This window comes from Roseovarius roseus, from assembly GCF_043355935.2.
GTDB classification, from domain to species: Bacteria; Pseudomonadota; Alphaproteobacteria; order Rhodobacterales; family Rhodobacteraceae; genus Roseovarius; species Roseovarius roseus.
Genome location: NZ_JBHFPE020000003.1, coordinates 310,844 through 337,017, shown reverse-complemented (window position 1 = coordinate 337,017; position 26,174 = coordinate 310,844). Strand labels below are relative to the sequence as shown.

General features: G+C 61.5%; 25 protein-coding genes. 14 read left to right on the top strand and 11 right to left on the bottom strand.

Going from position 1 to position 26,174, the window contains the following annotated elements; all coding sequences use genetic code 11:
- Window positions 1-61 precede the first annotated feature (61 nt).
- Window positions 62-547 carry an FxsA family protein gene (locus ACEWPL_RS07955; RefSeq protein WP_393933217.1) on the top strand — a complete coding sequence of 162 codons (486 nt, stop codon included), beginning with the start codon at window positions 62-64 and terminating at the stop codon, window positions 545-547.
- A 55-nt stretch (window positions 548-602) separates the two neighbouring features.
- Complete coding sequence (secB, locus tag ACEWPL_RS07950; RefSeq protein WP_393933215.1) at window positions 603-1,103, top strand: protein-export chaperone SecB; 501 nt, start codon at window positions 603-605, stop codon at window positions 1,101-1,103.
- On the opposite strand, the gene dnaQ is transcribed toward secB, so the two are convergent.
- From dnaQ to ACEWPL_RS07930, 4 genes are read right to left on the bottom strand one after another with little or no spacing between them, the layout of a single operon-like run.
- The gene (gene dnaQ / locus ACEWPL_RS07945) at window positions 1,100-1,792 is read right to left on the bottom strand and encodes a DNA polymerase III subunit epsilon (protein WP_393933213.1); all 693 of its coding nucleotides are present in this window, start codon (window positions 1,790-1,792) and stop codon (window positions 1,100-1,102) included. The genes secB and dnaQ overlap by 4 nt on opposite strands.
- Window positions 1,785-2,378, bottom strand: a complete 594-nt coding sequence (coaE, locus tag ACEWPL_RS07940; RefSeq protein ID WP_393933211.1) for a dephospho-CoA kinase — start codon at window positions 2,376-2,378, stop codon at window positions 1,785-1,787. Before coaE ends, dnaQ begins: the two co-directional genes overlap by 8 nt.
- Window positions 2,375-3,208 carry a shikimate dehydrogenase gene (locus ACEWPL_RS07935; RefSeq protein ID WP_393933209.1) on the bottom strand — a complete coding sequence of 278 codons (834 nt, stop codon included), beginning with the start codon at window positions 3,206-3,208 and terminating at the stop codon, window positions 2,375-2,377. Before ACEWPL_RS07935 ends, coaE begins: the two co-directional genes overlap by 4 nt.
- Entirely contained in the window at window positions 3,205-3,804 is a 600-nt protein-coding gene (locus ACEWPL_RS07930; RefSeq protein WP_393933207.1) for a Maf family protein, read from the bottom strand. Before ACEWPL_RS07930 ends, ACEWPL_RS07935 begins: the two co-directional genes overlap by 4 nt.
- A gap of 410 nt (window positions 3,805-4,214) precedes the next feature.
- Here ACEWPL_RS07930 and hemJ point away from each other — a divergent pair, with 410 nt between their 5' ends.
- The 7 genes from hemJ to ACEWPL_RS07895 all read left to right on the top strand — a co-directional run bounded on the left by hemJ (window position 4,215) and on the right by ACEWPL_RS07895 (window position 11,583).
- Window positions 4,215-4,664, top strand: coding sequence for a protoporphyrinogen oxidase HemJ (gene hemJ, locus ACEWPL_RS07925; RefSeq protein ID WP_393933205.1), 450 nt, complete (start codon window positions 4,215-4,217; stop codon window positions 4,662-4,664).
- A gap of 121 nt (window positions 4,665-4,785) precedes the next feature.
- Entirely contained in the window at window positions 4,786-6,057 is a 1,272-nt protein-coding gene (gene rho / locus ACEWPL_RS07920; protein ID WP_393933203.1) for a transcription termination factor Rho, read from the top strand.
- 34 nt (window positions 6,058-6,091) lie between these two features.
- The gene (mnmE, locus tag ACEWPL_RS07915) at window positions 6,092-7,378 is read left to right on the top strand and encodes a tRNA uridine-5-carboxymethylaminomethyl(34) synthesis GTPase MnmE (protein ID WP_393933201.1); all 1,287 of its coding nucleotides are present in this window, start codon (window positions 6,092-6,094) and stop codon (window positions 7,376-7,378) included.
- A gap of 12 nt (window positions 7,379-7,390) precedes the next feature.
- A complete protein-coding gene (gene mnmG, locus ACEWPL_RS07910; RefSeq protein ID WP_393933199.1) occupies window positions 7,391-9,259 on the top strand; it encodes a tRNA uridine-5-carboxymethylaminomethyl(34) synthesis enzyme MnmG in 1,869 nt (622 codons plus the stop codon).
- Window positions 9,256-9,864: a 16S rRNA (guanine(527)-N(7))-methyltransferase RsmG gene (gene rsmG, locus ACEWPL_RS07905; RefSeq protein ID WP_393933197.1), complete on the top strand. Its 609-nt coding sequence runs from the start codon at window positions 9,256-9,258 to the stop codon at window positions 9,862-9,864. Before mnmG ends, rsmG begins: the two co-directional genes overlap by 4 nt.
- Window positions 9,857-10,666 carry a ParA family protein gene (locus tag ACEWPL_RS07900; protein WP_393933195.1) on the top strand — a complete coding sequence of 270 codons (810 nt, stop codon included), beginning with the start codon at window positions 9,857-9,859 and terminating at the stop codon, window positions 10,664-10,666. The genes rsmG and ACEWPL_RS07900 overlap by 8 nt, the downstream gene beginning before the upstream one ends.
- A gap of 14 nt (window positions 10,667-10,680) precedes the next feature.
- Window positions 10,681-11,583, top strand: coding sequence for a ParB/RepB/Spo0J family partition protein (locus ACEWPL_RS07895; protein WP_393933193.1), 903 nt, complete (start codon window positions 10,681-10,683; stop codon window positions 11,581-11,583).
- Window positions 11,584-11,586: 3 nt separating this feature from the next.
- Here ACEWPL_RS07895 and hemW read toward each other — a convergent pair whose 3' ends face one another.
- Genes hemW through rph form a run of 3 tightly spaced genes read right to left on the bottom strand, consistent with a single transcriptional unit; the run spans window position 11,587 to window position 14,054 of the window.
- On the bottom strand, window positions 11,587-12,744 hold the full coding sequence (hemW, locus tag ACEWPL_RS07890) for a radical SAM family heme chaperone HemW (protein ID WP_393933191.1): 1,158 nt from the start codon (window positions 12,742-12,744) through the stop codon (window positions 11,587-11,589).
- Entirely contained in the window at window positions 12,737-13,345 is a 609-nt protein-coding gene (locus ACEWPL_RS07885; protein ID WP_393933189.1) for a non-canonical purine NTP pyrophosphatase, read from the bottom strand. Before ACEWPL_RS07885 ends, hemW begins: the two co-directional genes overlap by 8 nt.
- Complete coding sequence (rph, locus tag ACEWPL_RS07880; protein WP_393933187.1) at window positions 13,338-14,054, bottom strand: ribonuclease PH; 717 nt, start codon at window positions 14,052-14,054, stop codon at window positions 13,338-13,340. Before rph ends, ACEWPL_RS07885 begins: the two co-directional genes overlap by 8 nt.
- Before the next feature lie 118 nt (window positions 14,055-14,172).
- On the opposite strand from rph, the gene hrcA reads away from it, so the two are divergent.
- A complete protein-coding gene (gene hrcA / locus ACEWPL_RS07875; protein WP_393933185.1) occupies window positions 14,173-15,237 on the top strand; it encodes a heat-inducible transcriptional repressor HrcA in 1,065 nt (354 codons plus the stop codon).
- Between the two features lie 12 nt (window positions 15,238-15,249).
- The gene (locus ACEWPL_RS07870) at window positions 15,250-15,810 is read left to right on the top strand and encodes a nucleotide exchange factor GrpE (RefSeq protein WP_393933183.1); all 561 of its coding nucleotides are present in this window, start codon (window positions 15,250-15,252) and stop codon (window positions 15,808-15,810) included.
- A 57-nt stretch (window positions 15,811-15,867) separates the two neighbouring features.
- On the opposite strand, the gene mutS is transcribed toward ACEWPL_RS07870, so the two are convergent.
- Entirely contained in the window at window positions 15,868-18,495 is a 2,628-nt protein-coding gene (mutS, locus tag ACEWPL_RS07865; RefSeq protein WP_393933365.1) for a DNA mismatch repair protein MutS, read from the bottom strand.
- A 156-nt stretch (window positions 18,496-18,651) separates the two neighbouring features.
- Here mutS and ACEWPL_RS07860 point away from each other — a divergent pair, with 156 nt between their 5' ends.
- Window positions 18,652-20,907 (top strand): NADP-dependent malic enzyme, encoded by a 2,256-nt coding sequence (locus ACEWPL_RS07860; protein WP_393933181.1) that lies wholly within the window; start codon window positions 18,652-18,654, stop codon window positions 20,905-20,907.
- 59 nt (window positions 20,908-20,966) lie between these two features.
- Here ACEWPL_RS07860 and ACEWPL_RS07855 read toward each other — a convergent pair whose 3' ends face one another.
- The 3 genes from ACEWPL_RS07855 to ACEWPL_RS07845 all read right to left on the bottom strand — a co-directional run bounded on the left by ACEWPL_RS07855 (window position 20,967) and on the right by ACEWPL_RS07845 (window position 23,810).
- Window positions 20,967-21,836 carry a DMT family transporter gene (locus ACEWPL_RS07855; RefSeq protein ID WP_393933179.1) on the bottom strand — a complete coding sequence of 290 codons (870 nt, stop codon included), beginning with the start codon at window positions 21,834-21,836 and terminating at the stop codon, window positions 20,967-20,969.
- Between the two features lie 87 nt (window positions 21,837-21,923).
- The gene (locus ACEWPL_RS07850; protein WP_393933177.1) at window positions 21,924-22,211 is read right to left on the bottom strand and encodes an HU family DNA-binding protein; all 288 of its coding nucleotides are present in this window, start codon (window positions 22,209-22,211) and stop codon (window positions 21,924-21,926) included.
- A gap of 120 nt (window positions 22,212-22,331) precedes the next feature.
- Entirely contained in the window at window positions 22,332-23,810 is a 1,479-nt protein-coding gene (locus tag ACEWPL_RS07845; protein ID WP_393933175.1) for an AMP nucleosidase, read from the bottom strand.
- A 109-nt stretch (window positions 23,811-23,919) separates the two neighbouring features.
- On the opposite strand from ACEWPL_RS07845, the gene ACEWPL_RS07840 reads away from it, so the two are divergent.
- Together ACEWPL_RS07840 and pncB are read left to right on the top strand one after the other, a co-directional pair.
- Window positions 23,920-24,777, top strand: a complete 858-nt coding sequence (locus ACEWPL_RS07840) for an SDR family oxidoreductase (RefSeq protein WP_393933173.1) — start codon at window positions 23,920-23,922, stop codon at window positions 24,775-24,777.
- A gap of 95 nt (window positions 24,778-24,872) precedes the next feature.
- Window positions 24,873-26,165 (top strand): nicotinate phosphoribosyltransferase, encoded by a 1,293-nt coding sequence (gene pncB, locus ACEWPL_RS07835; RefSeq protein ID WP_393933171.1) that lies wholly within the window; start codon window positions 24,873-24,875, stop codon window positions 26,163-26,165.
- Window positions 26,166-26,174: the final 9 nt, after the last annotated feature.

Sequence of the window (26,174 nt, the reverse complement as noted above, 5' to 3'; positions counted from 1 at the left end):
GTAGGGGTCGAGGCGGGCCAAGTCCACCTTGGCGCGCAGCAAACCCGAAGGACATCCTGCCATGTGGCTACTCTTTGCGTTCATGATCGTTCCGATCGTTGAAATTGCCCTCTTCATTCAGGTCGGAGGGCTGATCGGACTGTGGCCGACGCTTGCCATTGTTATCATAACCGCGATCCTCGGGACGTGGCTGGTTCGGACGCAAGGCGCGCTGGCCCTGAGCGAGCTTCGCGGCTCATTCTCGCGGCAGACGGACCCGACCGAGCCTCTGGCGCATGGGGCAATGATCCTGATTGCCGGTGTCCTACTGCTAACGCCCGGATTTTTCACCGATGCGGTCGGGTTTGCCCTGTTGACGCCGCCCTTCCGGCGCGCTGCATTCGAATACCTGCGCAAGCGGGTCAAGGTTCAGACCTTTTCGACCGGGCCTCAACCCGGGCCTCAACCCGGGCCGCGAACGCAAGGGCCGAACACGATCGAGGGCGAATATGTTGAGGTCGATCCCGAGAGCACGCCGCGCGGCCCCTCCGGCTGGACCAGGGATTGAGGCAATGATCGCGACCTGCTAGACCATTTGCCGAACAGCTATTCAGGAGAGACCGATGGCCGAGCAGGAAAATGGTGCCGCAAGCGCCGAGCAACCCCAGATCAAGATGCATGTCCTCACGCAATTCGTGCGGGACCTGTCCTTTGAAAACATCTTGGCCCAGCGCGGCTCGGGCGGCGAAGTGCAGCCCGACGTTACGGTCAGCGTCAATCTGGACGCCAAGAAGCGTGCCGCCGAGCATCAGTACGAAGTGATCGCAAAGCTGAAGATAAACTCCAAAAACAAGGGCACCGAGGACGATCTGTTCCTTCTGGAGCTGGAATATGCAGGCGTGTTTCACGTCGAGAACGTGCCGGAAGAGCAGCTGCATCCCTTCCTGATGATTGAATGCCCGCGCATCATGTTCCCGTTCTTCCGCCGCATCGTGTCGGACGTCACGCGCGACGGTGGCTTCCCGCCGCTGAACATGGAGAACATCGACTTTGTCGCGATCTACCGCAATGAAATCGCGCGCCGCCAGGCAGAGCAGCAGAACCAGCCCAGCGGCACAGCCTAAGACGTCCTGCGCCAGAGCGGCGCATCACCCAGCGTTTCGATGAACGCCTCATGCGCGGCGGCCTCTGCTTCGGTCAGCCGCGCAGGCAGGGGCGTCGGCCTCGGGGCTGGGCGCCAGCTGCTTTGCGTCTCTGTTCCGCTGGTTTGGGTCTGCGCCTGGCCCAGGATCAGGCCTGGCTGGCGGCCACCGATCAGCTCCAGATAAACCTCGGCCAAGATCTCGGAGTCCAACAGCGCGCCGTGCAGTGTGCGGGCGCCGTTGTCGATATTGAACCGGCGGCAGAGCGCATCCAGCGACGCGGGCGAGCCGGGGAATTTCTTGCGCGCGATGGCCAGCGTGTCGATGGCTTGCTCCCACGGCAATTGCCGCTTGTTGAGCCATCGCAGCTCGGCGTTCAGGAATTTCATGTCGAAGGCGGCATTGTGGATGACCAGCTTGGCATCGCCCACGAATTCCAGAAATGCGTCTGCAATCTCGGCGAAGACGGGCTTGCCCCGCAGGAAATCATCGCCCAGCCCGTGCACCTTGAAGGCATCCTCGGGCATCGCGCGCTTGGGGTCGATATATTGATGGTAGGTCCGGCCCGTCGGCATGTGATTGAGTAGTTCGACCCCGCCGATCTCGACGATGCGGTCCCCTTGGTCAGGCTCGAATCCGGTTGTTTCTGTGTCGAGCACGATTTCACGCATTCGATCTCTCCTGTGTGATCGCATCCATCACAGCCTGCACCTGGGCCTTGGCGTGTTCAAGCGTATCGGTCTCGATCACCCAGGTCGCGCGCGCACGTTTTTCCGCATCGGACATTTGCTTGGCAAGTATGGCCTCGAACTGCGCCTCACTCATGGTTCCGCGGTCCAGAACACGGGCGCGCTGCACCTCGGGCGGGGCGGTGACGCAAACCGTGCCATCCACCTTCGCATCATACCCGCCCTCAAAGAGCAGGGGAATGTCCAGAACGACGATATCAGCCTCTGCATTGGCCAAAAACGCCTCGCGGTCGGCGGCGACCAAGGGATGCACGATGGCCTCGATACGGGCTAGCGCAGTTTCCTCCTCGGCGATGATCTGCTTGAGCGCGTCGCGCGACACCGCACCGTCCTGGATCGCCTTCGGAAATTGTACCGCGATTTCGTCCACCGCGCCGCCACCCGGCGCATAGAGGCGATGCACCGCGGCATCCGCATCCCAGACGGCACAGCCAAGATCCGCGAACATGCGCGTGGTCGTCGATTTGCCCATCCCGATGGAGCCGGTGAGACCCAGAATATACCTCATCTGAGGGCGGCGGCGCGTGTTGCGCTGTCGACCTCGGGGCGCTCGCCAAACCACCGCTCGAATCCGGGCACGGCCTGATGCAGGAGCATGCCAAGGCCATCGACGGTATGGCAGCCCATCTGGCTGGCCACCTCAAGCAGCTTGGTCTGCAACGGCGCATAGACCAGATCCGTGACAACCGCGCCTTTTTGCAAACCGTCAAGCGGCACTCGAAGCGGCGGGTTTCCAATCATTCCCAGTGACGTGGTATTCACCACCGTCGCAGCATGGTCCAGCATGTTGCCCGCCTGAACCCAGTCAAAGACGCGCACCCGTTTTCCGAATTCCTGCGCCAGCGCATCCGCGCGCACACGGGTGCGGTTGGAAAGAAGGATTTCCGGCACCCCCGCATCGAGAAGCGAAGCGATAACCGCCCGTGACGCGCCGCCCGCGCCCAGGACGGCGGCGGGCCCCGATCTGGCATCCCAGCCACACGGCGCGCTTTGCAAATTCTTGATGAACCCATAGCCATCCGTGTTGTCCGCATGGATTTTCCCGTCCTTGCGGAAAATCAGGGTATTCGCCGCCCCGATCAGAGTGGCGCGGTCCGTGACCAGATCCGCGATCTGAAGAACTTTTTCCTTGTGCGGGATCGTCACGTTGACCCCGACAAACCCCGCCTTGGGCAGAGTGCGCAGGACCGTTTCCAGATTGTCGGCGGCGACATTCATCGGGATGTAATACCCCGCGATCCCGCGTGTCTTCAGCCAATGCTGGTGGATCTTGGGCGAGCGTGAATGGGCAATCGGGGTGCCGATCACGCCGGCAAGGGGGATACCGGGTTCGCTCATGTGTCAATCTCTCCGCGGGTGGCGAGGTAGCCGATCAGCTCCAACAAGGGCAGGCCGAGGACATGGAAATGATCGCCGATGATGCGTTGAAACAGTCGCACGCCTTCTTCTTCCAGTTTATAGGCGCCAACGGAATGACGGATACTGTCCCAGTTGCGCGCGGTGTAGTCATTCAGATAGCTATCCGATACATCACGCATCTGCATCTGCACAACACCGACATGGCGCCATTGGGGCCGACCCCCCTCGCAGATCACGGCAGCCGAGATCAGGCGGTGTGTATTCCCGCGCAGCCGGGTCAGTTGGTCCCGAGCTTCCTCGGGGCTTTGCGGTTTGGACAGCAGATCACCATCGAAGGCCAGCACCTGATCGCAGCCGATCACCAGCGCGTCCTTGTGCCGCTCACTGATCTTGCGTGCTTTCATCTCGGCCAGCGCATCGGCCACGTCGCGCGGCGACGCGCCCTCGGCCAAAAGCGCGGATTTCACCGCATCCTCATCGACGCGCGCAGGCACGGCGTCACAAGGAATGCCAGCGTTTTCCAGCAAACTGCGGCGAATGGCGGATTGCGAGGCCAGGACGATGCGCGTGCTCATGTGGAAAACCCGAGGAACAAGTGGCGGAGAATGTGCCACAGATATCCCCATTTCGCCGGAGGCGCCACCGGGCCGGGGAGAACCCGCATCTTTCACGGCGGCCCAGCCCTTTCATCCCGTCGTGGACTGTATGGAATCCGGTGCGGGAGGAATCAGTCAGGCCCCGGTTTTCTCCACAAGATGGAGGGCCCGCAGAGCGGACAATGCACGCCAGTTTTCGGAGCAAATATGACATGACCATCTGCCTGCGACAGTTTTCCACAGCGCTGTCCATAGGCGGCGCGGCTGTTGCCATTTCTGTGGATAGCGCGGTAATCCACAGGCAGGGCGCCCCCCTACTTAATCATCATCCTTTTCTATATTTCTTATTTATTATTGTAAGGATGGCTCAGCGATGAACGGGACATGATATGATCGACTTGCTTGCCGGCCTCTATCCCTGGACGAAGGCGCTTCATATCGTTTCGGTCATCGCCTGGATGGCGGGGCTGTTCTACCTTCCCCGCCTTTTTGTCTACCACGCCGAGGCCTCGACCCCGGGGGACAGCCGCGATGAGATATTCCAGGTGATGGAGCGCAAGCTGCTGCGCGCGATCATGAACCCGGCCATGATCTCGACTTGGCTCTTTGGTCTGCTGCTGGTGATGACGCCGGGCATTGTCGATTGGGGGTCGATCTGGCCCTGGACAAAGGCGGCGGGCGTTCTGGGCATGACGTGGTTTCATCATTGGCTGGGAATGCGGCGCAAGGAATTCGTCACCGGCACCTCATCCGTCAGTGGGCGCAATTTCCGCATTATGAACGAGGTGCCGACGATCGCGCTGCTGGTGATTGTCTTTTCGGTCGTCCTGAAATTCTAGGCTGCGATTGACTAAAGGCCGGGCGCGGCGTATGAGGCGGCAGGGCCTCCCGTCCGGGATACGCCTTTTTCATTTGCCAATTCGATCTGACCCGCGCCGCCAGCGCGCATGAGGTATGCCAATGTCCGATGACCGCCTGAACCTGTTCGACCTCAAGGCGCACACTGCCAAAGACCTCTTGGCGATGGCCGAAGAGCTGGAGATCGAGAACGCCTCCACGATGCGCAAGGGCGAGATGATGTTCTCGATCCTGAAAGAGCGCGCGGAAGAGGGCTGGCTGGTCTTCGGTGATGGTGTGCTCGAGGTGCTTCAGGACGGGTTCGGCTTCTTGCGCTCGCCCGAGGCGAACTATCTGCCGGGCCCGGATGACATCTATGTCTCGCCCGATATGATCCGCCGCTATTCGCTGCGCACCGGGGACACGATCGAAGGCGAGATGAAGCAGCCCGACGATACCGAGCGGTATTTTGCGCTGACCAGCGTCACCAGGATCAACTTCGAGGATCCCGAGCGGGCGCGACACAAGATCGCCTTTGACAACCTGACGCCGCTTTATCCCGATGAACGCCTGACTCTGGAAATCGACGATCCGACGATCAAGGATCGTTCGGCCCGGATCATCGATCTGGTCGCGCCTATCGGTAAAGGCCAGCGGTCGCTGATCGTGGCACCGCCGCGCACGGGTAAGACGGTGATCCTGCAAAACATCGCCGCCAGCATCGAGCGCAACCACCCCGAATGCTATCTGATCGTTCTGCTCATCGACGAGCGGCCCGAGGAAGTCACCGACATGCAGCGCTCGGTCAAGGGAGAGGTGGTCAGCTCGACCTTCGACGAGCCCGCGACTCGCCATGTGGCTGTCAGTGAAATGGTCATTGAAAAGGCCAAGCGTCTTGTTGAGCATAAACGAGATGTGGTGATCCTTTTGGATTCGATCACAAGACTTGGTAGGGCATACAACACCGTTGTGCCGTCCTCAGGCAAGGTTCTGACCGGCGGTGTGGACGCCAACGCGCTGCAGCGGCCCAAGCGGTTCTTCGGCGCTGCGCGGAATATCGAAGAGGGTGGATCGCTCACCATCATCTCGACCGCGCTGATTGATACCGGCAGCCGCATGGACGAGGTGATCTTCGAGGAATTCAAGGGCACCGGTAACTCTGAGCTGGTGCTTGATCGCAAGATCGCGGACAAGCGAGTGTTCCCGGCAATCGACATCCTTAAATCGGGAACCCGGAAAGAGGAATTGCTGGTCGACAAGCTGGACCTGCAAAAGACATTCGTTCTGCGCCGCATCTTGAACCCGATGGGCACCACCGATGCGATCGAGTTCCTGATCTCGAAGTTGAAGCAGACGAAGAACAACGCCGAATTTTTCGATTCGATGAACACCTGATAATCCGGCTGGGTTGCTGCCAAAGGAGGCAGACATGGATACGATCTACGCAATGTCCTCGGCGCAGGGCAAGGCGGGGGTGTCTGTCATCCGCGTCTCTGGTCCCCTAGCGCATTTGGCGTGCAAGGTGCTATGCGGCGATGTTCCCCTCGCTCGCCAAGCATCCTTGCGGACATTACGGGGAGCCGATGGCCAAGCGTTGGACCAAGCGCTGGTCCTGACCTTCGCCGCTGGCGCGAGCTTCACCGGTGAGGAGTCCGTCGAATTCCAGGTACATGGAAGTATCGCTGTCGTCTCCGCAGTCATGGACGCGCTCGGGGCAATGGGCGGTGTGCGAATGGCGGATCCCGGGGAATTTACCCGCCGCGCGTTGGATAACGGATGCCTCGACGTCGCGCAGATCGAGGGGCTAGCGGACCTGATTGACGCCGAAACAGAAGCGCAACGCAAACAGGCGCTGCGGGTCCTGTCTGGTGATCTGGGTGCACGGGCCGATAGATGGCGACGGGACTTGATCCGGGCCGCGGCGCTGATCGAAGCAACCATCGATTTTGCTGATGAGGAGGTGCCCGTTGATGTCTCACCCGAGGTTGAACTACTCATCTCTGGCGTAATTGCCGACCTAGAGCGCGAGATTTCCGGCACGCATGTAAGTGAGCGCATTCGAAGCGGTTTTGAGGTGGCGATTGTGGGGGCGCCGAATGTCGGCAAATCCACCTTGCTGAATGCCCTGGCCGGGCGCGATGCCGCGATCACATCAGATATCGCTGGAACCACGCGCGATGTGATCGAAGTGCGCATGGATCTTGCTGGCCTGCCCGTAACTCTTCTGGACACCGCAGGAATTCGCGAGACAGACGACAAGATCGAGGCGCTCGGTGTAGATTTGGCGCGTCGTCGGGCGTCCGCTGCGGATCTCAGAGTATTTCTGATCGAGCCAGGTCAGGCTGAGCCAGAGGGATTCGTTGAAGGAGACATTACTCTGATCGCCAAAGGGGATGTTCAGAAGGGAGCCCATTCTGGGGTATCCGGAAAAACCGGATACGGCGTCGATGAACTGGTTCTCAAGATCGGACAAACGTTAAGCCAGCGCGCCACCGGCGCTGGAATCGCAACCCGCGCGCGCCACCGGGCAGCGATGCAACGCGGAACCGCAAGCCTTCAAGCCGCTCTGACGTTTTTGCATGGGGGAGAGGATACCGCCGACCTAGCGGCAGAAGAGTTGCGCAGTGCTGTTCGTGCGCTTGATTCTCTGGTAGGACGTGTCGATATCGAAAGCGTTCTGGATGAGATCTTCGCCAGCTTTTGCTTGGGCAAGTAAGGAGTGTTTCACGTGAAACATTGCGATTTTGACGTTCTGGTTATCGGCGGCGGCCATGCCGGTGCCGACGCGGCGCATGCTGCGGCCAGAATGGGTGCGCGCACGGCACTCGTCACACTTTCGCGGAATGATCTTGGCGTGATGTCTTGCAATCCAGCCATTGGTGGATTGGGCAAGGGACATCTGGTTCGAGAAATCGATGCGCTGGATGGGGTGATGGGACGCGTCGCGGACGCAGCCGGAATTCAATTTCGCCTGCTAAACCGGCGCAAGGGCCCGGCAGTTCAGGGCCCTCGTGCGCAGGCCGATCGCAATATTTACCGGTCGGAGATGCGGGCCGCCCTCGAAAATCAGCCGAACCTGACAATTGTCGAGGGTGAGGCTGCGGACTTCCTGATGCGCGGCGGCGCTGTGGGTGGTATTGTGCTTGCCGATGGTTCAGAGATTTCAGCGAAGACTGTCCTTCTTACGACAGGCACCTTTCTAAGGGGCGTTATCCACATCGGCGATATGTCGCGGCCTGGTGGCCGGATGGGGGGCAAGCCCTCGATCAAACTGGCTGAGCGGATCGACGGTTTCGGGTTACAGATGGGTCGCCTTAAAACGGGAACGCCGCCCCGGCTCAATGCCAAAACTATTGCTTGGGATGACCTCGAAGCACAGCCGGGCGATTCCGACCCGGTCCTGTTTTCTTTTCTGTCCAAATCCTCGCAAGCCCGTCAGATCTCCTGTGGTATTACCCACACGAATGAACAGACTCATGATATTATCAGGAGAAATTTGACCCGGTCCGCGATGTATGGAGGTCATATCGACGGCGTTGGTCCGCGGTATTGCCCCTCGATCGAGGACAAGGTCGTCAGATTTGCAGACAAGGCGTCACACCAGATCTTTCTTGAACCGGAAAGTCTTACGAGCGATACGATTTACCCTAACGGAATTTCCACTTCCCTACCGCAAGACGTTCAGCTTGAGTATGTGCGGTCGATCAAGGGGCTTGAGGCTGCCGAAATCATACAGCCTGGATATGCCATTGAATACGACTACATCGACCCTCGCGCGCTTGACGGATCTCTAGCCCTTCGGGATGTCCCGGGCCTATATCTTGCTGGCCAGATTAATGGGACCACTGGGTACGAGGAGGCAGCGGCGCAAGGGCTTGTCGCAGGTATCAACGCGGCTTTGGCGTGCCAGGATCGACCGGCAGAAATCTTCAGCCGAGCCAGTTCCTACATTGGCGTGATGGTGGACGACCTGATCACCCGAGGGGTGAGCGAGCCGTACCGTATGTTCACGTCTCGCGCAGAATTCAGGCTGTCCCTGCGTGCAGACAATGCGGATCAGCGGCTGACTCCGCGGGGTATCGAGCTGGGATGCATCAGGAGTGACCGTCAGAGCGCGTTTGAAAAGAAGGCGGAGGAAATGGGATATGCACGCGCCCAGCTTGAAAGCCGTCAATTTACTCCCAGGCAGCTGGCCGATATCGGCCTTAAAGTGAACCAGGACGGGACGAAGCGTACTGGTTTTCAAATTCTGGCTTTTCCGGACGTTGAATTCGGGCATCTAATTGAATTGGATGATTCCCTCTCCGAAATTCCTGCGGAGATTTCAGAGCAAATCTCGAAGGACGCCCTCTATGCGAACTATATCGCGCGGCAGGAGCGCGACATTGCTTTGGTCCAGCGTGATGAGGCGCATGTCATTCCAACAGATTTCGACTACAGCGACCTTGGCGGATTATCGAATGAACTGAAGGCGAAGCTTGCGCAGGTCCGCCCGTCGAACCTTGCCCATGCAGCGCGGATCGATGGAATGACGCCAGCAGCCTTGACGTTGCTGTTGACGCGACTGCGGTCGGGATCGAAGGTTCGCACCGGATGACGTCAGAGATCGCAGATGTTTCACGTGAAACAATCGAGAGGCTGCGCGTTTTCGAACGTCTCGCCCTGAAATGGACCGCAAAGATCAATCTGGTTTCAAGGGAAAGCGCTGAAAATCTTTGGGAGCGCCATATCCTGGACTCCGTCCAGGCTTACAATGCTGCGCCGAATGATTGGCGGCACTGGCTTGATCTGGGCTCGGGCGGTGGCTTCCCTGGAATCGTCGTGGCAATTCTTGCAGATCAACGCGCGGACTTGCCTAAGGTAACTATGGTTGAAAGTGACGCACGCAAATGCGCTTTTCTCCGCGCGGCTCTCCGCGAGACAGGCGCCCGCGCGGAAGTATTGACCCAGCGGATCGAGGACGTTGTCCCGCAGAACGCGGATGTCGTTTCCGCGCGCGCATTAGCGGACCTGAAGATCTTACTGGGGCACGCCGAGCGACATCTGCACCCGGACGGAACCGCGATTTTTGCCAAGGGAGCGCGTTGGCGCCGAGAGGTGGAAGCCGCGAGAAGTCAGTGGAAATTCGATTTCGAAGCGGTTAAAAGCAATCTTGCGGCCGATGCCGTGATCCTGAAAATCAAAGGAGTGTCCCGTGTCTGATCCCACCCGTCCGCATGGGCCGCGTATTATCGCCGTCGCCAACCAGAAAGGCGGCGTTGGCAAGACCACGACAACGATCAACCTCGGAGCGGCTCTGGCTGAGCAAGGGAAGAAAGTGTTGATCGTCGACCTTGATCCGCAGGGGAACGCGTCGACAGGTCTTGGGATTGATATCGAGGATCGCGAATTCACGACCTACGAGTTGTTGCTGGAGGATATCGATCTCGGGCAGGTGGTTCAGCCGACGCGGTCGGAGAATCTGACGATCATCCCAGCAACGGTTGACCTGAGCTCGGCTGACATCGAGCTGATTTCAAACGAAAAGCGCAGCTTCTTGCTGCATGACGCGCTGCGGCAAACCGCGATGGATCGTTATGATCTGGATTATGTCCTCATTGACTGCCCGCCGTCGCTCAACCTTCTGACGGTCAATGCGATGGTGGCGGCACATTCCGTTCTCGTCCCGCTGCAAAGTGAGTTCTTTGCTTTAGAAGGTCTGTCACAGCTGATGTTGACCATCCGCGAGGTTCGCCAATCGGCTAACCCGAAGCTGCGGATCGAGGGAGTTGTCCTGACGATGTTCGATGCGCGTAATAATCTTTCCGGCCAAGTGGAAAAGGACGCGCGGGACAATCTGGGAGATCTGGTCTTTAAAACGCTGATCCCGCGTAATGTTCGACTGAGTGAGGCGCCGTCCTATTCGATGTCGGTCCTGGACTACGATCCGCAGTCGCGCGGTGCCGATGCTTACCGGGCACTTGCCAAGGAATTGATGCAAAACCAAGCGCTCGTCGCGGCCTGATGGAAGGATAAAAGATGGCTGACAAGGTTCAAAGGCAGCGCGGGCTGGGGCGGGGATTGTCCGCCTTGATGGCTGATGTGAATGACCGGGACGAAGCGGACCGCGCAGCTCCGCGTCAGCCTGACATGATGGTGCCGATCGAGCAGGTCGCCGCGAACCCTGATCAGCCGCGACGGCGTTTTGACGCCGAGCTGCTGGATGATCTGTCCAACTCGATCAAGGAAAAGGGCATCATTCAGCCGTTGATCGTTCGGCGCAAGGATGGCGGATTCGAAATCGTTGCCGGTGAGCGGCGCTGGCGCGCGGCGCAAAAGGCGGGGCTGCATCAGATTCCGGTCATCGTTCGGGATTTTGACGATACCGAAGTTCTTGAGATCGCGATCATTGAGAACATTCAGCGGGCTGACCTTAACCCCGTTGAGGAGGCGGCCGGATATGTCCAGTTGATGAACAAGTTCGGTCACACTCAGGAGAAGCTTGCGGAGGCGCTCGGCAAAAGCCGGAGCCATATCGCGAACACCATTCGTCTTATGCAACTTCCTGAGATTGTTCAGGAATTCGTGACAGAGGGCAAACTCTCGGCTGGTCATGCGCGTACGCTTATCACTGCGAAGGACCCGGTCGCCTTGGCAAAGAAGGTGATTTCCGGCGATTTGTCGGTGCGCGATACCGAGAAGCTGGTGCGCAAGGCCGCGGCGCCCGCGGGCGATACGGCGGAGGCGCCGGCGCGCAAGTCGCGCGTTGGAGGCGCCAAGGATGCGGATACCCGCGCGCTTGAGGATGATCTTTCGGCAAATCTGGGTATGAAAGTGTCGGTAGATCACAAAGCCGGATCCGAGAGCGGCGCCATCTTGATCAGTTACAAGACACTGGACGAGTTGGATGAGCTGTGCCGCATCCTTTCTACCGGAAAATAGGATCTAATCTGGCAAAAGTTCGGTGATCACCGCGTTCAGCACGACGCGGCCCCGAGGTGTGGTGGCCAGACGGTCACCTGATTGCCGCACCATTCCAAGTTGGGTGAGGTAGTCAATCTTCCCTTGATTCAAGGGCGCGCCTGCAAGCTGGGCGTAGCGCAGCAGGTCGATGCCTTCGGCGATCCGCAGGCCCATCATCAGGTATTCGCCTGCCTGATCCTTAGCCGCGATTGCCTGTCGTGGCTTTTCGGTCTGTCCGGTGTCGGCGCGCGGTAGCCAGACGTCCGGGTGGGGATAGGCCTCTGTCGCCCAGCGCATTCCGTCCAGAGTGAGCCTGCCATGGGCACCCGGGCCGATTCCGATATAGTCGCCGCCCTGCCAGTAAATCAGATTGTGGCGGGATTCCGCACCGGGACGCGCGTGATTTGAGACCTCATAGGCCGCCATTCCGGCGGCATCGCATAGCTCTTGCGTCGCCTCATACATGTCAACGGCCAGATCATCGGTCGGCAGCCCCTTGAGCCCACCCGCATTTAACCGCGCGCCGAAGGCGGTGCCGGGCTCAATGGTCAGCTGGTAAAGCGAGAGATGATCCACTGCCATACCGAGCGCGATCGACAATTCATCCTTCCACGCCTTGAGCGTCTGATCCTGCCGCGCATAGATCAGATCAAAGCTGACCCGCTGGAACTGGGCGCGCGCAATGTCAAACGCGGCCCGCGCCTCGGACACCGAGTGGATCCGGCCCAAGCGTCGCAGATCCGGGTCGTTCAGGGCCTGAATGCCCATAGAGACGCGATTAACGCCTGCTTCGGCATAGCCCGCAAACCGGGTAGCTTCCACCGAGCCGGGATTGGCCTCCAGCGTAATCTCGATGTCATTGGCAAAGGTCCAGTGCTGCCGCACGCGGTCCAGAATGGCGTGGACCGTATCAGGCGGCATCAAGCTGGGCGTGCCGCCACCGAAGAAGACGGAGTTGACCACACGGCCCTGAGTCACCTCGGCATATCGGTCTAATTCACGCAGAAATGCCGCGCGCCATGAATCCTGATCGACAGAATTGCTGACATGGCTGTTGAAGTCGCAATAGGGACATTTGGCCGCGCAGAACGGCCAGTGCAGGTAGAGGCCGAAGCCGCCGTGGCGCCAATCTTCAGCCAAGGCAGCCCTCTACCAACTGTCGAAACGCATCGGCGCGGTGACTGATGCGGTTCTTCTGAGCCGGGTCCATCTGGGCAAAGGTGACGTCAAAGCCGTTCGGCTGGAAAATCGGATCGTAGCCGTGGCCCTGTGCACCCCGCATCGGCCAGATCACCTGGCCCTCAGCTGTGCCGGGGAACACCTCGTCATGGCCATCCGGCCAGGCAACAACCAGTGTACAGCAAAAGCGCGCGGTCCACGGAGCAGGGGCGCCGCTGGCGACCAGCCGGTCATGCGCCTTGGTCATCGCCATGGTGAAATCGCGGCCGGTCGGAGTTTCGGCCCAATCGGCGGTATAGACACCGGGCGCGCCGTCCAGCGCGTCAATCTCGATCCCGGAATCGTCCGACAGGGCCGGCAGGCCAGTGGCCTGGGCGGCGGCATGCGCCTTGATCCGCGCGTTGCCGACGAATGTCGTCTCGGTCTCGTCCGGCTCGGGGAGGTTCCGCTCGGCGGCGCCGGCGACCTTGATGCCATAGGGCGCCAGGAGGTCCGCGATCTCGGCGAGCTTGCCCGCGTTATGGGTTGCGACCAGTAGCGTATCGCCGGTCAGCTTACGCATCGACCGCCGCCAGCTGCGCGGCGGCCAGTTCGGACACGCCCTTTTCGGCCAGGTCCATTAACTGGTTCATCTGATCGCGATTATAGGTGGCGCCCTCAGCTGACATCTGCACTTCGATCAGTTTTCCTGATTGGGTCATAATGAAATTCCCGTCAACGCCGGCTTCGCTGTCCTCGGGATAGTCCAGATCTAGAACGGCCTGCCCGGCATAAAGACCGCAAGAGACGGCGGCGACAGGATCGGTCAGTGGGTCCGACACGACAGCGCCGGTCTTCATCAGCTTGTTCACCGCCAGCTTTAGCGCGACCCAGCCGCCGGTGATGGAGGCGCAGCGCGTTCCGCCATCGGCTTGGATCACGTCGCAATCCACGGTGATCTGACGCTCGCCCAGTGCCACGCGGTCGACACCGGCGCGCAGGCTGCGCCCGATGAGGCGCTGGATTTCCACGGTGCGCCCGCCTTGCTTGCCAGCCGTCGCCTCGCGTCGCATGCGTGAGGTGGTGGAGCGGGGCAACATACCATACTCTGCAGTGACCCAGCCGAGGCCCGAGCCCTTGATGAAGGGCGGCACGCGGTCCTCGATGGTGGCGGTGCACAGGACATGCGTGTCGCCGATGCGAATCATGCAGGACCCTTCGGCATGTTTCGTGACGCCCGTTTCGATTGAAACGGCGCGCATCTCGCTTAACTCTCTACCGGAAGGGCGCATGGATCATCCTCTTTGCAGCTTTCCCGCGGGGATACAGGGGGCCGGGCCGGAATGGCAACCCCGATTGACCCTGCGCCCGGCACCGCCTTAGATAACAGGGTGAGGCAAGGAAACCAGCATGACTGATGCGCGCCAACTGCTCGAGGAAATGAATGACCGCTCGCGTGAGGTGTTTCGCCGCGTGGTCGAGGGGTACCTCACGACCGGCGCGCCCGTCGGATCGCGCAGCCTGACCCGCGAGCTGAGCGAGAAGGTCAGCGCTGCCACCGTGCGCAACGTGATGCAGGACCTTGAATATATGGGCCTGCTCGACAGCCCGCATGTCAGCGCCGGGCGCGTGCCCACGCAAACCGGCTTGCGTATGTTCGTCGACGGATTGCTGGAGGTGGGGGATCTGCAAAGCGCGGATCGCGCGCTGATGGACAGCACCATGTCCTCGAATTCCGATGATGTCGCGGGGGTGCTGGACCGTATCGGGCAGACCCTGTCGGGCGTCACGCAAGGCGCGTCTCTGGTGCTGGCGCCCAAGCATGAGGCGCCGATCAAGCATATCGAGTTTGTCAGCCTAGGCCATGACCGGGCGCTGGTCGTGCTGGTCTTTGGGGATGGTCATGTCGAAAACCGCATCTTCACGCCGCCGCCGGGGCAAACGCCCAGCTCGATGCGTGAGGCCGCGAATTTCCTGAATGCGCTGGTCGAGGGCAAAACGCTGAGCGATGTTCAGACCGTTATTTCGCGCCAGATCAGCGAGCGGCGGCAGGAGATCGACCAGCTTGCCCATGCGATGGTCGAGAGCGGTCTGGCCGTTTGGGCGAAGGAGGGCGAGGGGCCAGACCGCCTGATCGTCCGAGGGCGCTCACATCTGCTCAGCTCGGGTGGCGACGAGGCTGACCTTGAGCGGATCCGTATTCTTTTTGACGATCTCGAGCGCAAGCGCGACATCTCGAACTTCCTCGAACTGGCCGATGAGGGCGAGGGCGTGCGTATCTTTATCGGCTCCGAGAATAAACTTTTCTCACTTTCGGGTTCCTCTTTGGTTGTCTCTCCATATATGAACGCTGACCGGAAGATCGTCGGTGCCGTGGGGGTCATCGGACCCACGCGGCTGAATTACGGGCGCATCGTTCCTATTGTGGATTACACGGCGCAGCTGGTCGGCAAGCTGATCGCTGACAGAAGTTGAAGGGCTGAAAGAATGGCAGAGCGCAACAATGACGAGTTTCTCGACGATATCGAACAGGCCGAGGCCGAAGCGTATCATGAGCAGGAAAACGATGCGTCGGATGAAGAAATCGAGCTGGACACGGTCCGCGCCGAGCGCGACGCCTATCACGACAAATTTCTGCGCGCGCTGGCCGACGCCGAGAATGCGCGCAAGCGGGCGGATCGCGACCGGCGCGAGGCCGAGAATTATGGCGGCTCCAAGCTGTCGCGCGATCTGCTGCCCGTCTACGACAACATGAAACGCGCCATTGAGTCGATCCCCGAGGAGCAGCGCGAGGCGTCAGCCGCCTTCATCGAGGGCATCGAGCTGACTATGCGCGAATTGATCAGCGTCTTTGCCAAGCACGGGATCCGCATCGTGTCGCCCGAAGTGGGCGAGAAATTTGACCCGCAGTACCATGAGGCGATGTTCGAGGCGCCGCTGCCGGGGACGAAGGCGGGCGAGATCATTCAGGTCTCTGCCGAGGGCTTCATGCTGCATGACCGCATCCTGCGCCCGGCCAAGGTCGGCGTGTCGTCGATGCAGGGCTAACCGGCCCGAACTCATATTACCAAACGCGCCCCGGATATCCGTCCGGGGCGTTTTGCGTCAATCAGTGTCTGTTGCGGGCATTTTCGACTTGAGATCATAGATCAGCGCCAGCGCGTCACGCGGGCTCAGCTCGTCCGGCAACACGGCTTTCAACGCTTCTTCCACCTGGGACGGGGCGGCGGGTTTCACAGGGGTCGAGGGCGGTCTGCTGGAAAAGAGCGGCAGATCGTCGATCAGCGCATCCCGCGCGCTGCCGCCCTCGCGCTCACCGCGCTCCAGCGCATCCAGCACGACCCGCGCGCGCTCGATGACGCTGCTTGGCAGGCCCGCCAGCTTGGCTACCTGCACGCCATATGACCGATCCGCCGCGCCTTGCCGCACTTCGTGCAGAAAGATCACGTCGCCCTCGTGCTCCTTGACGGCGACCGTCGCGTTGTCGACGCGGGCCAGTTTGTCGGTCAGGTTTGTCAGCTCGTGATAGTGCGTGGCAAAAAGCGCGCGGCAGCCATTCACCTCGTGCAGGTGCTCCAGTGTGGCCCAGGCGATGGACAGGCCATCATAGGTCGCCGTTCCACGTCCGATCTCATCCAGAATGACAAGCGCGCCATTGTCCGCCTGATTGAGAATCGCCGCGGTTTCTACCATTTCGACCATGAAGGTCGAGCGCCCGCGCGCCAGATCGTCGGACGCGCCCACGCGGCTAAACAGTTGGGTGACAATGCCGATATGCGCCGATGTTGCAGGCACAAAACTGCCGATCTGAGCCAGAAGGGCGATCAGGGCGTTCTGCCGCAGGAAGGTGGATTTACCCGCCATGTTGGGGCCGGTCAGCAGCCAGATGTCGCTGGCGTCCCCCAGATTGCAGTCATTGGCCACGAATGGACCCGCGCCCTGCGCGCGAAGGGACTGCTCCACCACCGGATGCCGCCCGCCGACGATGTTCAATGCGCGGCTATCATCCACCTTGGGCCGACACCAGTTGGCCTCGGTGGCCAGATCCGCCAGCGCGGCGGTCAAGTCTAGCTCCGACAAGGCACGCGCAACCTGGGTGAGTGCGGGGGCATGGTCCAAAATAGCGCGTTTCAGCCAATCATAGAGCCGCTTTTCGATCTCCAATGCGCGGCCCCCGGCATTGAGGATGCGCGTCTCCATCTCCGACAATGGAACGGTCGTGAAGCGCACCTGGTTTGCCGTGGTCTGGCGGTGCTTGAAGGTCTCGTTCAGTGGTGCGGACAGCATTTTCTCGGCATGTGTGGCCGTCACCTCAACGAAATAGCCAAGGACGTTGTTGTGCTTGATCTTGAGTGAAGGGATACCTGCTTGATCGGCATACTCGGCCTGCATTCGGGCGATGACGCCGCGCCCCTCATCCCGCAGTTGGCGGGCCTCGTCCAGTTCTGCCTCATACCCTTCGGCGATGAAACCGCCATCGCGCGCCAGCAGTGGCGGCTCGGCGATCAGGGCCTGATCCAGAAGATCCAGCAGCACATCATGGCCAGTCAGATCATCGGTCAATCGTGACAGGATCTCCGGTAGATCGAGCGTCTGTATCATCTGCGCAATCTGCTCGGCGCCTTCCAACCCGTTTCGCACGGCAGCGAGGTCACGAGGGCCGCCCCGGTCCAGCGCGAGGCGCGAGAGGGCGCGGTCAAGATCCGGCACCTTGCGGAGATGCTGGCGCAAATCCGCCCGGAATCGAGACTGTGCCACGGCGAAGGATACCATGCCCTGCCGGCCGTGGATGATGTCCAGATTGCGTGACGGGCTGGACAGCCTCCGCTCAAGCAGGCGCGCACCGCCAGCGGTAACGGTGCGGTCCATCACAGCCAAAAGCGATCCGGCGCGCCCGCCCGAGAGCGCATGGGTCAATTCGAGGTTGCGGCGTGTGGCGGCGTCGATCTGCATTACTCCGGCCAGGTTTTCACGCTGGGGCGGCTGGAGCAGAGGAAGTTTTCCCTTCTGCGTGATTTCGAGATACTCAACCACGGCGCCCATCGCGGCGATCTCGGCGCGCTCGAACGTGCCGAACGCGTCCAGCGTCTGCACCTCGAAGAGCGCGCAGAGCCGCTTGGCCGCCCCGGTGCTGTCGAAGGCAGAGCGACCCAAGGGCGTGACAGATGCGCCCATATCAGTCACTAAATGGGCGATATCGCCGTCAGCGCCATCCGCGACCAACACCTCGCTGGGCATGAGGCGCGCAAGCTCGGGCCCGATCCGGGCGGGCGGCAGGGGCAGGACATGCAGCGCCCCGGTCGAGATATCCGCCCAGGCCAGCGCATGTTCACCGCGCACCTCGGCAATCGCGGCCAAGTAATTGTGCCGGCGCGCCTCGAGCAGCGATTCCTCGGTCAGGGTGCCGGGCGTTACCAGCCGGACCACGCCGCGCTTCACCACGGATTTCGATCCGCGTTTCTTCGCCTCGGCCGGGTTTTCCAGCTGTTCGCAGACGGCAACGCGAAACCCCTTGCGGATCAGCGTCAGCAGGTAACCCTCAGCCGAATGGACCGGAACGCCGCACATCGCGATATCCTCGCCCAGATGCTTGCCACGCTTGGTCAGAGCGATGTCCAGCGCCTCGGCGGCGGCGGCGGCATCGTCGAAGAACAGTTCGTAAAAATCGCCCATGCGATAGAAGAGCAGGGCATTCGCATGCTCGGCCTTGATTTCCAGATATTGCGCCATCATCGGCGTGACTGTGTCGGTTGTCACGAAACGTCCCCCATCGCTGCGCAGAACCTACAAACCATGGCCGCCCGGCGAAACCCCATTCAGCACGGCAGTTGAGGGCGCGCGCATAGACCGCTATGCAGAAGGAAACGCATTTTCAGGACGCATCCGCAAATGGCAAACCCCAAGTTCACCCCCGAAGAGGCGCTGGCCTTTCATCTCGAGCCGAGCCCGGGCAAGTTCGAGATCACGGCCACGGTGCCCATGACGACGCAGCGGGACCTCAGCCTTGCCTATTCCCCCGGCGTCGCGATCCCGTGCCTGGCCATCGAAGAACGGCCCGAGACGGCCTATGACTATACAAACAAGGGCAACCTCGTGGCCGTGATTTCCAACGGGACGGCGGTTCTGGGCCTCGGCAATCTGGGGGCGCTGGCCTCCAAGCCGGTGATGGAGGGCAAGGCGGTACTCTTCAAACGCTTTGCCGACGTGAACAGCATCGATATCGAGCTGGATACCGAGGATGCGGACGCCTTCTGCAACGCCGTGCGCCTGATGGGGCCGACCTTTGGGGGTATCAACCTCGAGGATATCAAAGCGCCCGAATGCTTCATCATCGAGCAGCGCCTGAAGGAAGAGATGGATATCCCCGTCTTCCACGACGATCAGCACGGCACCGCCGTGATCTGTGCGGCGGGCCTGATCAACGCATTGCATCTGAGCGGCAAGAAGATCGAGGATGTTCGCATCGTGCTGAACGGGGCGGGCGCGGCGGGCATCGCCTGCCTCGAGCTGCTGAAAACCATGGGTGCGCGGCATGAGAATACCCTCATGTGCGACACCAAGGGCGTGATCTATCAGGGACGCACCGAGGGCATGAACCAGTGGAAGTCCGCCCATGCGGTTCAGACGGATCGCCGCACGCTGGCCGAGGCGATGGAGGGGGCCGATGTCTTCCTTGGCGTGTCGGCGAAGGGGGCGGTGACGCAGGATATGGTCGCCAGCATGGCGCCCGATCCGGTTATTTTTGCCATGGCGAATCCCGACCCCGAGATCACCCCCGAGGAGGCGCATGCCGTGCGCCCCGATGCGATCGTCGCCACTGGGCGCAGCGATTATCCGAACCAGGTGAACAATGTCCTCGGCTTTCCCTACCTCTTTCGCGGCGCGCTGGACGTTCATGCCCGCGCCATCAATGACGAGATGAAGATCGCCTGCGCCGAAGCCCTGGCGCGGCTCGCCCGAGAGGATGTGCCGGACGAGGTGGGTATGGCCTATGGGCGCAAGCTGGCCTTTGGGCGCGACTACATCATCCCCGCGCCCTTCGATCCGCGGCTGATCCACACGATTCCACCTGCGGTGGCCAAGGCATGCATGGATACAGGCGCCGCGCGGCGCCCCATCGTCGACATGGAGGCATACGAGGTTTCGCTGAAGGGCCGGATGGATCCGACGGCCAGCATCATGCGCTCGATCAACGCGCGGGCGCGGGCAGCGCAAGCGCGCATGATCTTTGCCGAAGGGGATGACCCCCGCGTGTTGCGCGCCGCGGTGCAATACCAGCGCGCCGGGATGGGCAAGGCCATCGTCGTAGGCCGCGAGGCGGATGTTCAGGCCAAGCTGGAGGCTGCCGGCATGGCCGATGCGGTGTCCGAGCTGGAGATCGTGAACGCCGCGAATACTCCCCATCTGGAGGAGTATCGTGCATTCCTCTACAATCGTCTGCAACGCAAAGGGTTTGATCGTCACGACATTCACAAGCTGGCCACGCGGGACCGGCATGTATTTGCGTCGCTCATGCTGGCGCATGGGCATGGCGATGGCCTGATCACGGGCGCGACGCGCAAATCCGCGCATGTGCTGGAGCTGATCAATCACGTTTTCGATGCGGATGCCGAGCATGGCGTCGCGGGTGTCACGGCGGTGATGCACAAGGGCCGTATCGTGCTGGTGGCCGATACGCTGGTGCAGGAATGGCCGGATGAGAACGATCTGGCCGATATTGCCGAGCGCGCCGCAGCTGTCGCGCGTCATCTGGGGCTGGAGCCGCGCGTTGCCTTCGTCAGTTTTTCGACCTTCGGCTATCCGCAATCGGAGCGGGCCGAGAAAATGGGCCGCGCGCCGCAGGTGTTGGAGAGCCGCGGCGTGGATTTCGAGTTCGAGGGTGACATGACGGTGGATGTGGCGCTGAACACCGCCGCGCAGGAGGCGTATCCGTTTCAGCGGCTGACCGGCCCGGCCAATATCCTTGTGGTTCCCGCGCGGCACTCGGCCTCAATCTCGGTCAAGCTGATGCAGGAAATGGCGGGCGCCACGGTGATCGGCCCGATCCTGTCGGGGCTGGATAAGTCGGTGCAGATCTGCTCCTCTACCTCGACCGCGACGGATATCGTCAACATGGCGGTGCTGGCGGCATGCAAGGTGGGCTGACCGCGCGCAGGGCTCGGTGAGTTTTGAGTATTTTTACCAAGGTGAAGCTGGGGTTACGCTCATCTTGCGGGCCTGCGTGAGAGTTGCACGGCCAGAATGCCGCCCATGATGATTGCGACGCCGATGAGGTCGGTCGGGTGCAGCTGCTCGTTCAGAACGATTGCGGCGATGGCGACCCCAAGGAATGGATTCAGGAAGTGGAAGGTGGCGGCGCGTGTTGCGGTGATGCGCTGCACCAGCCTGAACCAGACCAGCGTCGCGGCGAGGCCCGGGATGAGCGTGGTCCAGGCGAAGGCTGCGCCCAGCTTCCAGCTCCAGTCGACGATCAGCGTTTCGGTGAGGGACGCGACAACCGCAAGCACCGCGCCCCCGACCAGCATCTGAAGGCCGACGACCATCAGGAAATTGCCGCCCGAGGTGGCGCCGCGCACGCTCAGCGTCGCCACCGAGAGCGCGATGGCACCAAGGATGCAGAGCGTCAGGCCATAGGGATCGACCCCGCCGGAAAAGCGCGTACCCATGATGATCGCCACGCCGGCAAAGCCAGCGATAAGGCCCGCGAAGGCAAGGCCGGGAAGGCGCTGGCCGAGGAACAGCCACGAGATGAGCGCTACCAGAAGCGGCATGGTGGAGGCGATGATCGCTGCGAGCGAGGCCTCGACCGTCTGCATCGCGACGAAATTGAGGCCCAGATATAGCGCGTTCTGGCAGATGCCGAGGATGATGCAAGCGCGCCACTGCGCCCGGGTTAGGCGCCAGGATTGGCCCAGCGCCAGCGCGATCGCCACCCCTAGCCCGCCTGAGATGAGAAAGCGCAGCGCCAGCGCACTGAGGGGCGGGGCGGCTTCAACGATGATCCGGGCCGAGGTGAAGGCGCTGGACCACATGATGGCAAAGCCGACGCCCATAATGATACTGCGCACATCCATGCCTGGCCCTTGTCCCTTCGTTCCGGCCCATAGAAAAAGGGCCGCCTGTTCGGGCGACCCTTTAGAAATCTCATGCCAGATGCAAGATCAGCCGTTGACGCTGTCCTTGAGAGCCTTGGCGATGGTCATCTTGACGACCTTGTCCGCGTCTTTCTTGATCTGCTCACCGGTGGCGGGGTTGCGAACCATCCGCTCGGGGCGCTCGCGGCAATAGATCTTGCCAACGCCGGGAAGGGTGACGGCGCCGCCGTTCGACACTTCGCGCGTGATGACGCTGATAATGCTGTCGAGGGCAGTGCCCGCAGTTTTCTTGTCGCTACCCATTTCTTCGGCCAGTGCGGCCACGAGCTGGGTCTTGGTCATCGGTTTTGCCATCGAGTGGTCTCCTTTTCTTGCCCGGGAAATGGGCCTCGCGGACAGGTGTAACGCTATTTTAATGGGTATTACAACGCATACTGGCGCATCCTATGCGAAATTTGCGCAGAAAAGCGCTTGTCACAGGAAGGCTGTTTCGTCGAAGGCACGCAACTTCCGGCTGTGAAGACGGTCAAGCGGCATTTGAGCCAGCGTTTCCATCGCGCGGATCCCGATCATCAGATGGCGCGCGACTTGGCCTGTGTAGAAGTCGCTGGCCATGCCCGGCAGTTTCAGCTCGCCATGCAGCGGTTTGTCGGAAACACACAGCAAGGTGCCGTATGGCACGCGAAAGCGGAAACCGTTGGCCGCGATCGTCGCGCTCTCCATATCCAGTGCGATCGCGCGGCTCTGGCTGAGGCGGCGAACGGGACCGGACTGATCCCGCAGCTCCCAGTTTCGATTGTCGACGCTGGCGACCGTGCCGGTGCGCATGATGCGCTTCAGCTCGTACCCCTCCAGCTGGGTCACATCCTCGACTGCCTCCTCGAGGGCGATCTGAATCTCGGCCAGCGCCGGGATCGGCACCCATGTGGGCAGGTCCGCGTCCAGCACGCCATCCTCGCGCAGGTAAGCGTGGGCCAGCACATAATCGCCAAGGCGCTGCGAATTGCGCAGGCCGGCGCAGTGGCCGACCATGATCCAGGCGTGGGGGCGCAGCACGGCGATATGATCTGTCGCCGTCTTGGCGTTGGACGGACCGACGCCGATATTGACCAGTGTTATGCCCGACCCGTCAGCCTTCTTGAGGTGGTAGGTGGGCATCTGCGGCATCTTGGCGGGAATGTCCAAGGGGGCATCGGGCGCGGTGATCTCGGCATCGTTGGTCGCGACAAAGCTGGTATAGCCGCTGTCCGGATCGGCGAGGGCACGGCGGGCATAGGCCTCGAATTCCGAGACGTAAAACTGGTAGTTGGTGAAAAGGACATGGTTCTGGAAATGCGCGGGCGAGGTCGCCGTGTAATGCGCCAGCCGTGCCAGCGAATAATCGATGCGCTGGGCGGTGAACGGGGCCAGCGGGGCAGTGCCGCTGGCATCAGGCTCGGCCAAGCCATTGATGATGTCATCGTCCATCGTGCCCAGATCGGGCACGTCGAACACGTCGCGCAGGGTGAACCCGGCCGCGCCCTCATGCGGGACCGCCATGCGCGCATCCTGCGCCACGGCGAAATGCACCGGCATGGGCGTGTCCGAGACGCCGATACTGACGGGAACGCCATGATTTTCGATCAGAAGGCCGATCTGCTGGATCAGGTAATTCCGAAAGAGATCGGGCCGCGTGACCGTGGTGGCATGGGTGCCGGGCACCGCTACATGGCCAAAGGACAGGCGCGTGTCGATCCCCGCAAAGCTTGACGTGGTCAACCGAATCTCGGGGTAAAAGGCGCGGATGCGGTGCGTGGGCTGTGGCCCTGCAAGGGCGCTGATGAAGCTCGCGCGCAGGAACTCCACCGCCTCTTGATAGAGCGCACAGAGATGATCGACGGCGGCGGTGGCATCGGTGAATTCGCGCGCCGCCACGGTCGGCGGGGTGTCGATCAGCCGGTCATTTCCTTGCATCTTGGCCTCTTGCCTCTGGTTCTGTCGCGGCAGGGTGCACCGGCTGCACTCCGGGCGCAAGCGCGCGGCCACCCTTGCCTTGAGGATAGGTGGGACGCATATCAGGCAGATGACAAAGACACTTCTGACTTTCGGGCACGGCTATTCCGCGCGTGCGCTTGCCAGCTTGCTGCGGCGCGAGGGCGGCTGGCGGATTATCGGCACCACGCGAGACGCGGAAAAGGCCAGGGCGCTGGAGGCCGAGGGGATCGAGCCGTTGATCTGGCCCGGCAGCGATGTCGCGCCCGCATTGACCGAGGCGACACATCTTCTGATCTCAGCCGGGCCGGGCGAGCACGGTGATCCTGTCCTGGCCCAGCTACAATCCCAGATCAAACGCGCCGCGCCGCATCTGGACTGGGCCGGCTACCTGTCGACGACGGGCGTCTACGGCGATCATGACGGCGGCTGGGTGGATGAACAGACCCCCCTCGATCCCGGCACAGGGCGCGGCAAGCTGCGGCAGGAGGCCGAGGCGGCGTGGCAGGGCATCCCGAGCCTGCCTTTGCATATCTTTCGGCTGGCCGGAATATACGGGCCGGGACGCGGCCCCTTTGCCAAGGTCCGTTCGGGCAAGGCGCGGCGCATCATCAAGGAGGGGCAGGTGTTCAGCCGCATCCATGTCGAGGATATCGCGCAGATCGTCGCCGCCTCGATGCATGCCCCTGATCCCGGCGCGATCTACAACCTCTGCGATGATGACCCTGCGCCGCCGCAGGACGTGATCGGGTATGCGGCCGAACTGCTCGGCCTGCCCTTGCCCGAAGCAGTTCCCTTCGAGGAGGCGGAGATGTCCGACATGGCGCGCAGCTTCTATGCCGAGTCCAAGCGCGTCAGAAATGACCGGATCAAGGAGGATCTGGGCATCACCCTGCGCTATCCCACCTACCGCGAGGGCTTGCGCGCGATGGTGGAAGACGCGGACTAGCGCATAGGCGAGCCATCCGCACGCCCCCGCGCCAAGCCTTGCCAATCCTGTCCCGGCCCTGCTTTAACCCTTGGGAACTCATACCGGAGCCTGACATGGTCGACATCGCCGCGCGCGTGCACAATCACAAATGGAAGATCGACCCGATCGTACGGTCCCTGATCGACACCGATTTCTACAAGCTGCTGATGTGCCAATCGGTCTTTCGCAATCGCCGTGACACGCAGGTGACGTTCAGTCTGATCAACCGGGCCAAGCATATCCCGCTGGCCGATCTGGTGGACGAGGGCGAGCTGCGCGAACAGCTGGATCACATCCGCTCGCTGTCACTGGCCCGCGGCGAGAGCACATGGATGCGCGGTAACATGTTCTACGGCAAGCGGCAGATGTTCAATCCCGAGTTCATGGACTGGTTCGAGAACCTGCGCCTGCCGCCCTACCACCTTGAACGTGTCGGCGATCAATACGAGCTGACCTTCGAGGGGCCCTGGCCCGAGGTCATGCTGTGGGAAATCCCCGCCCTCGCCGTGCTGATGGAGTTGCGCAGCCGGGCCGTGCTGCACCGGATGGAGAAGTTCGAGCTTCAGGTGCTTTATGCCCGCGCCATGACCAAGCTGTGGGAGAAGGTCGAGACGCTGCGCGATGTGCCGGACCTGCGCATCGCTGATTTCGGCACGCGGCGCCGGCACTCGTTCCTGTGGCAGGATTGGTGCGTGCGCGCGATGCATGAGGGGCTGGGCGAGAAATTCGTCGGCACGTCGAACTGCCTTATCGCCAAGAACCGCGACCTCGAGGCCATCGGCACGAACGCGCATGAGCTCCCCATGGTCTACGCCGCCCTTGCCGAAAGCGACGAGGAATTGGCCCGCGCGCCCTATGATGTGCTGAGTGACTGGCACGAAGAGCATGACGGAAACCTGCGCATCATCCTGCCCGACACCTATGGCACCAAGGGATTTCTGGACAACGCGCCCGACTGGCTGAACCGCTGGACCGGCATCCGCGTCGATTCCGGCGATCCGGCCACGGCGGCGGAACTGGCTATCGACTGGTGGACCGCCCGTGGCGAGGATCCCTCGCAGAAACTGATCATCTTCTCCGACGGTCTGGACGAGACCAAGATCGCCGAGCTTCATGCCCAGTTTTCGGGGCGGGTGCGCGTGTCCTTTGGCTGGGGCACGTATCTGACCAATGATTTCCGGGGCCTCGTTCCCGACGATGCGCTTGCGCCCTTTTCGTTGGTCTGCAAGCCGGTGGCCGCCAATGGGCGCCCGACGGTCAAGCTGTCGGACAACCCGAACAAGGCGATGGGCCCGGCGGACGAGATCGCCCGCTACAAGCGTGTCTTTGGCGTTGGCGATCAGACGGCGGTCGAGGTCAAGGTGTGACATCAGGGG

Excerpts from the sequence above, each read along its gene's own strand:
- ACEWPL_RS07895 (WP_393933193.1), top strand. The coding sequence starts at position 10,681 with ATGGCTGACAAGGTTCAAAGGCAGCGCGGGCTGGGGCGGGGATTGTCC.
- rsmG (WP_393933197.1), top strand. The coding sequence starts at position 9,256 with ATGACGTCAGAGATCGCAGATGTTTCACGTGAAACAATCGAGAGGCTG.
- rho (WP_393933203.1), top strand. The coding sequence starts at position 4,786 with ATGTCCGATGACCGCCTGAACCTGTTCGACCTCAAGGCGCACACTGCC.
- dnaQ (WP_393933213.1), bottom strand. The coding sequence starts at position 1,792 with ATGCGTGAAATCGTGCTCGACACAGAAACAACCGGATTCGAGCCTGAC.
- hrcA (WP_393933185.1), top strand. The coding sequence starts at position 14,173 with ATGACTGATGCGCGCCAACTGCTCGAGGAAATGAATGACCGCTCGCGT.
- rph (WP_393933187.1), bottom strand. The coding sequence starts at position 14,054 with ATGCGCCCTTCCGGTAGAGAGTTAAGCGAGATGCGCGCCGTTTCAATC.
- ACEWPL_RS07840 (WP_393933173.1), top strand. The coding sequence starts at position 23,920 with ATGACAAAGACACTTCTGACTTTCGGGCACGGCTATTCCGCGCGTGCG.
- mutS (WP_393933365.1), bottom strand. The coding sequence starts at position 18,495 with ATGATGGCGCAATATCTGGAAATCAAGGCCGAGCATGCGAATGCCCTG.
- ACEWPL_RS07885 (WP_393933189.1), bottom strand. The coding sequence starts at position 13,345 with ATGCGTAAGCTGACCGGCGATACGCTACTGGTCGCAACCCATAACGCG.
- coaE (WP_393933211.1), bottom strand. The coding sequence starts at position 2,378 with ATGAGGTATATTCTGGGTCTCACCGGCTCCATCGGGATGGGCAAATCG.
- ACEWPL_RS07860 (WP_393933181.1), top strand. The coding sequence starts at position 18,652 with ATGGCAAACCCCAAGTTCACCCCCGAAGAGGCGCTGGCCTTTCATCTC.
- ACEWPL_RS07870 (WP_393933183.1), top strand. The coding sequence starts at position 15,250 with ATGGCAGAGCGCAACAATGACGAGTTTCTCGACGATATCGAACAGGCC.
- ACEWPL_RS07850 (WP_393933177.1), bottom strand. The coding sequence starts at position 22,211 with ATGGCAAAACCGATGACCAAGACCCAGCTCGTGGCCGCACTGGCCGAA.
- ACEWPL_RS07855 (WP_393933179.1), bottom strand. The coding sequence starts at position 21,836 with ATGGATGTGCGCAGTATCATTATGGGCGTCGGCTTTGCCATCATGTGG.
- pncB (WP_393933171.1), top strand. The coding sequence starts at position 24,873 with ATGGTCGACATCGCCGCGCGCGTGCACAATCACAAATGGAAGATCGAC.
- ACEWPL_RS07955 (WP_393933217.1), top strand. The coding sequence starts at position 62 with ATGTGGCTACTCTTTGCGTTCATGATCGTTCCGATCGTTGAAATTGCC.
- ACEWPL_RS07935 (WP_393933209.1), bottom strand. The coding sequence starts at position 3,208 with ATGAGCGAACCCGGTATCCCCCTTGCCGGCGTGATCGGCACCCCGATT.
- ACEWPL_RS07845 (WP_393933175.1), bottom strand. The coding sequence starts at position 23,810 with ATGCAAGGAAATGACCGGCTGATCGACACCCCGCCGACCGTGGCGGCG.
- hemJ (WP_393933205.1), top strand. The coding sequence starts at position 4,215 with ATGATCGACTTGCTTGCCGGCCTCTATCCCTGGACGAAGGCGCTTCAT.
- mnmE (WP_393933201.1), top strand. The coding sequence starts at position 6,092 with ATGGATACGATCTACGCAATGTCCTCGGCGCAGGGCAAGGCGGGGGTG.
- ACEWPL_RS07930 (WP_393933207.1), bottom strand. The coding sequence starts at position 3,804 with ATGAGCACGCGCATCGTCCTGGCCTCGCAATCCGCCATTCGCCGCAGT.
- secB (WP_393933215.1), top strand. The coding sequence starts at position 603 with ATGGCCGAGCAGGAAAATGGTGCCGCAAGCGCCGAGCAACCCCAGATC.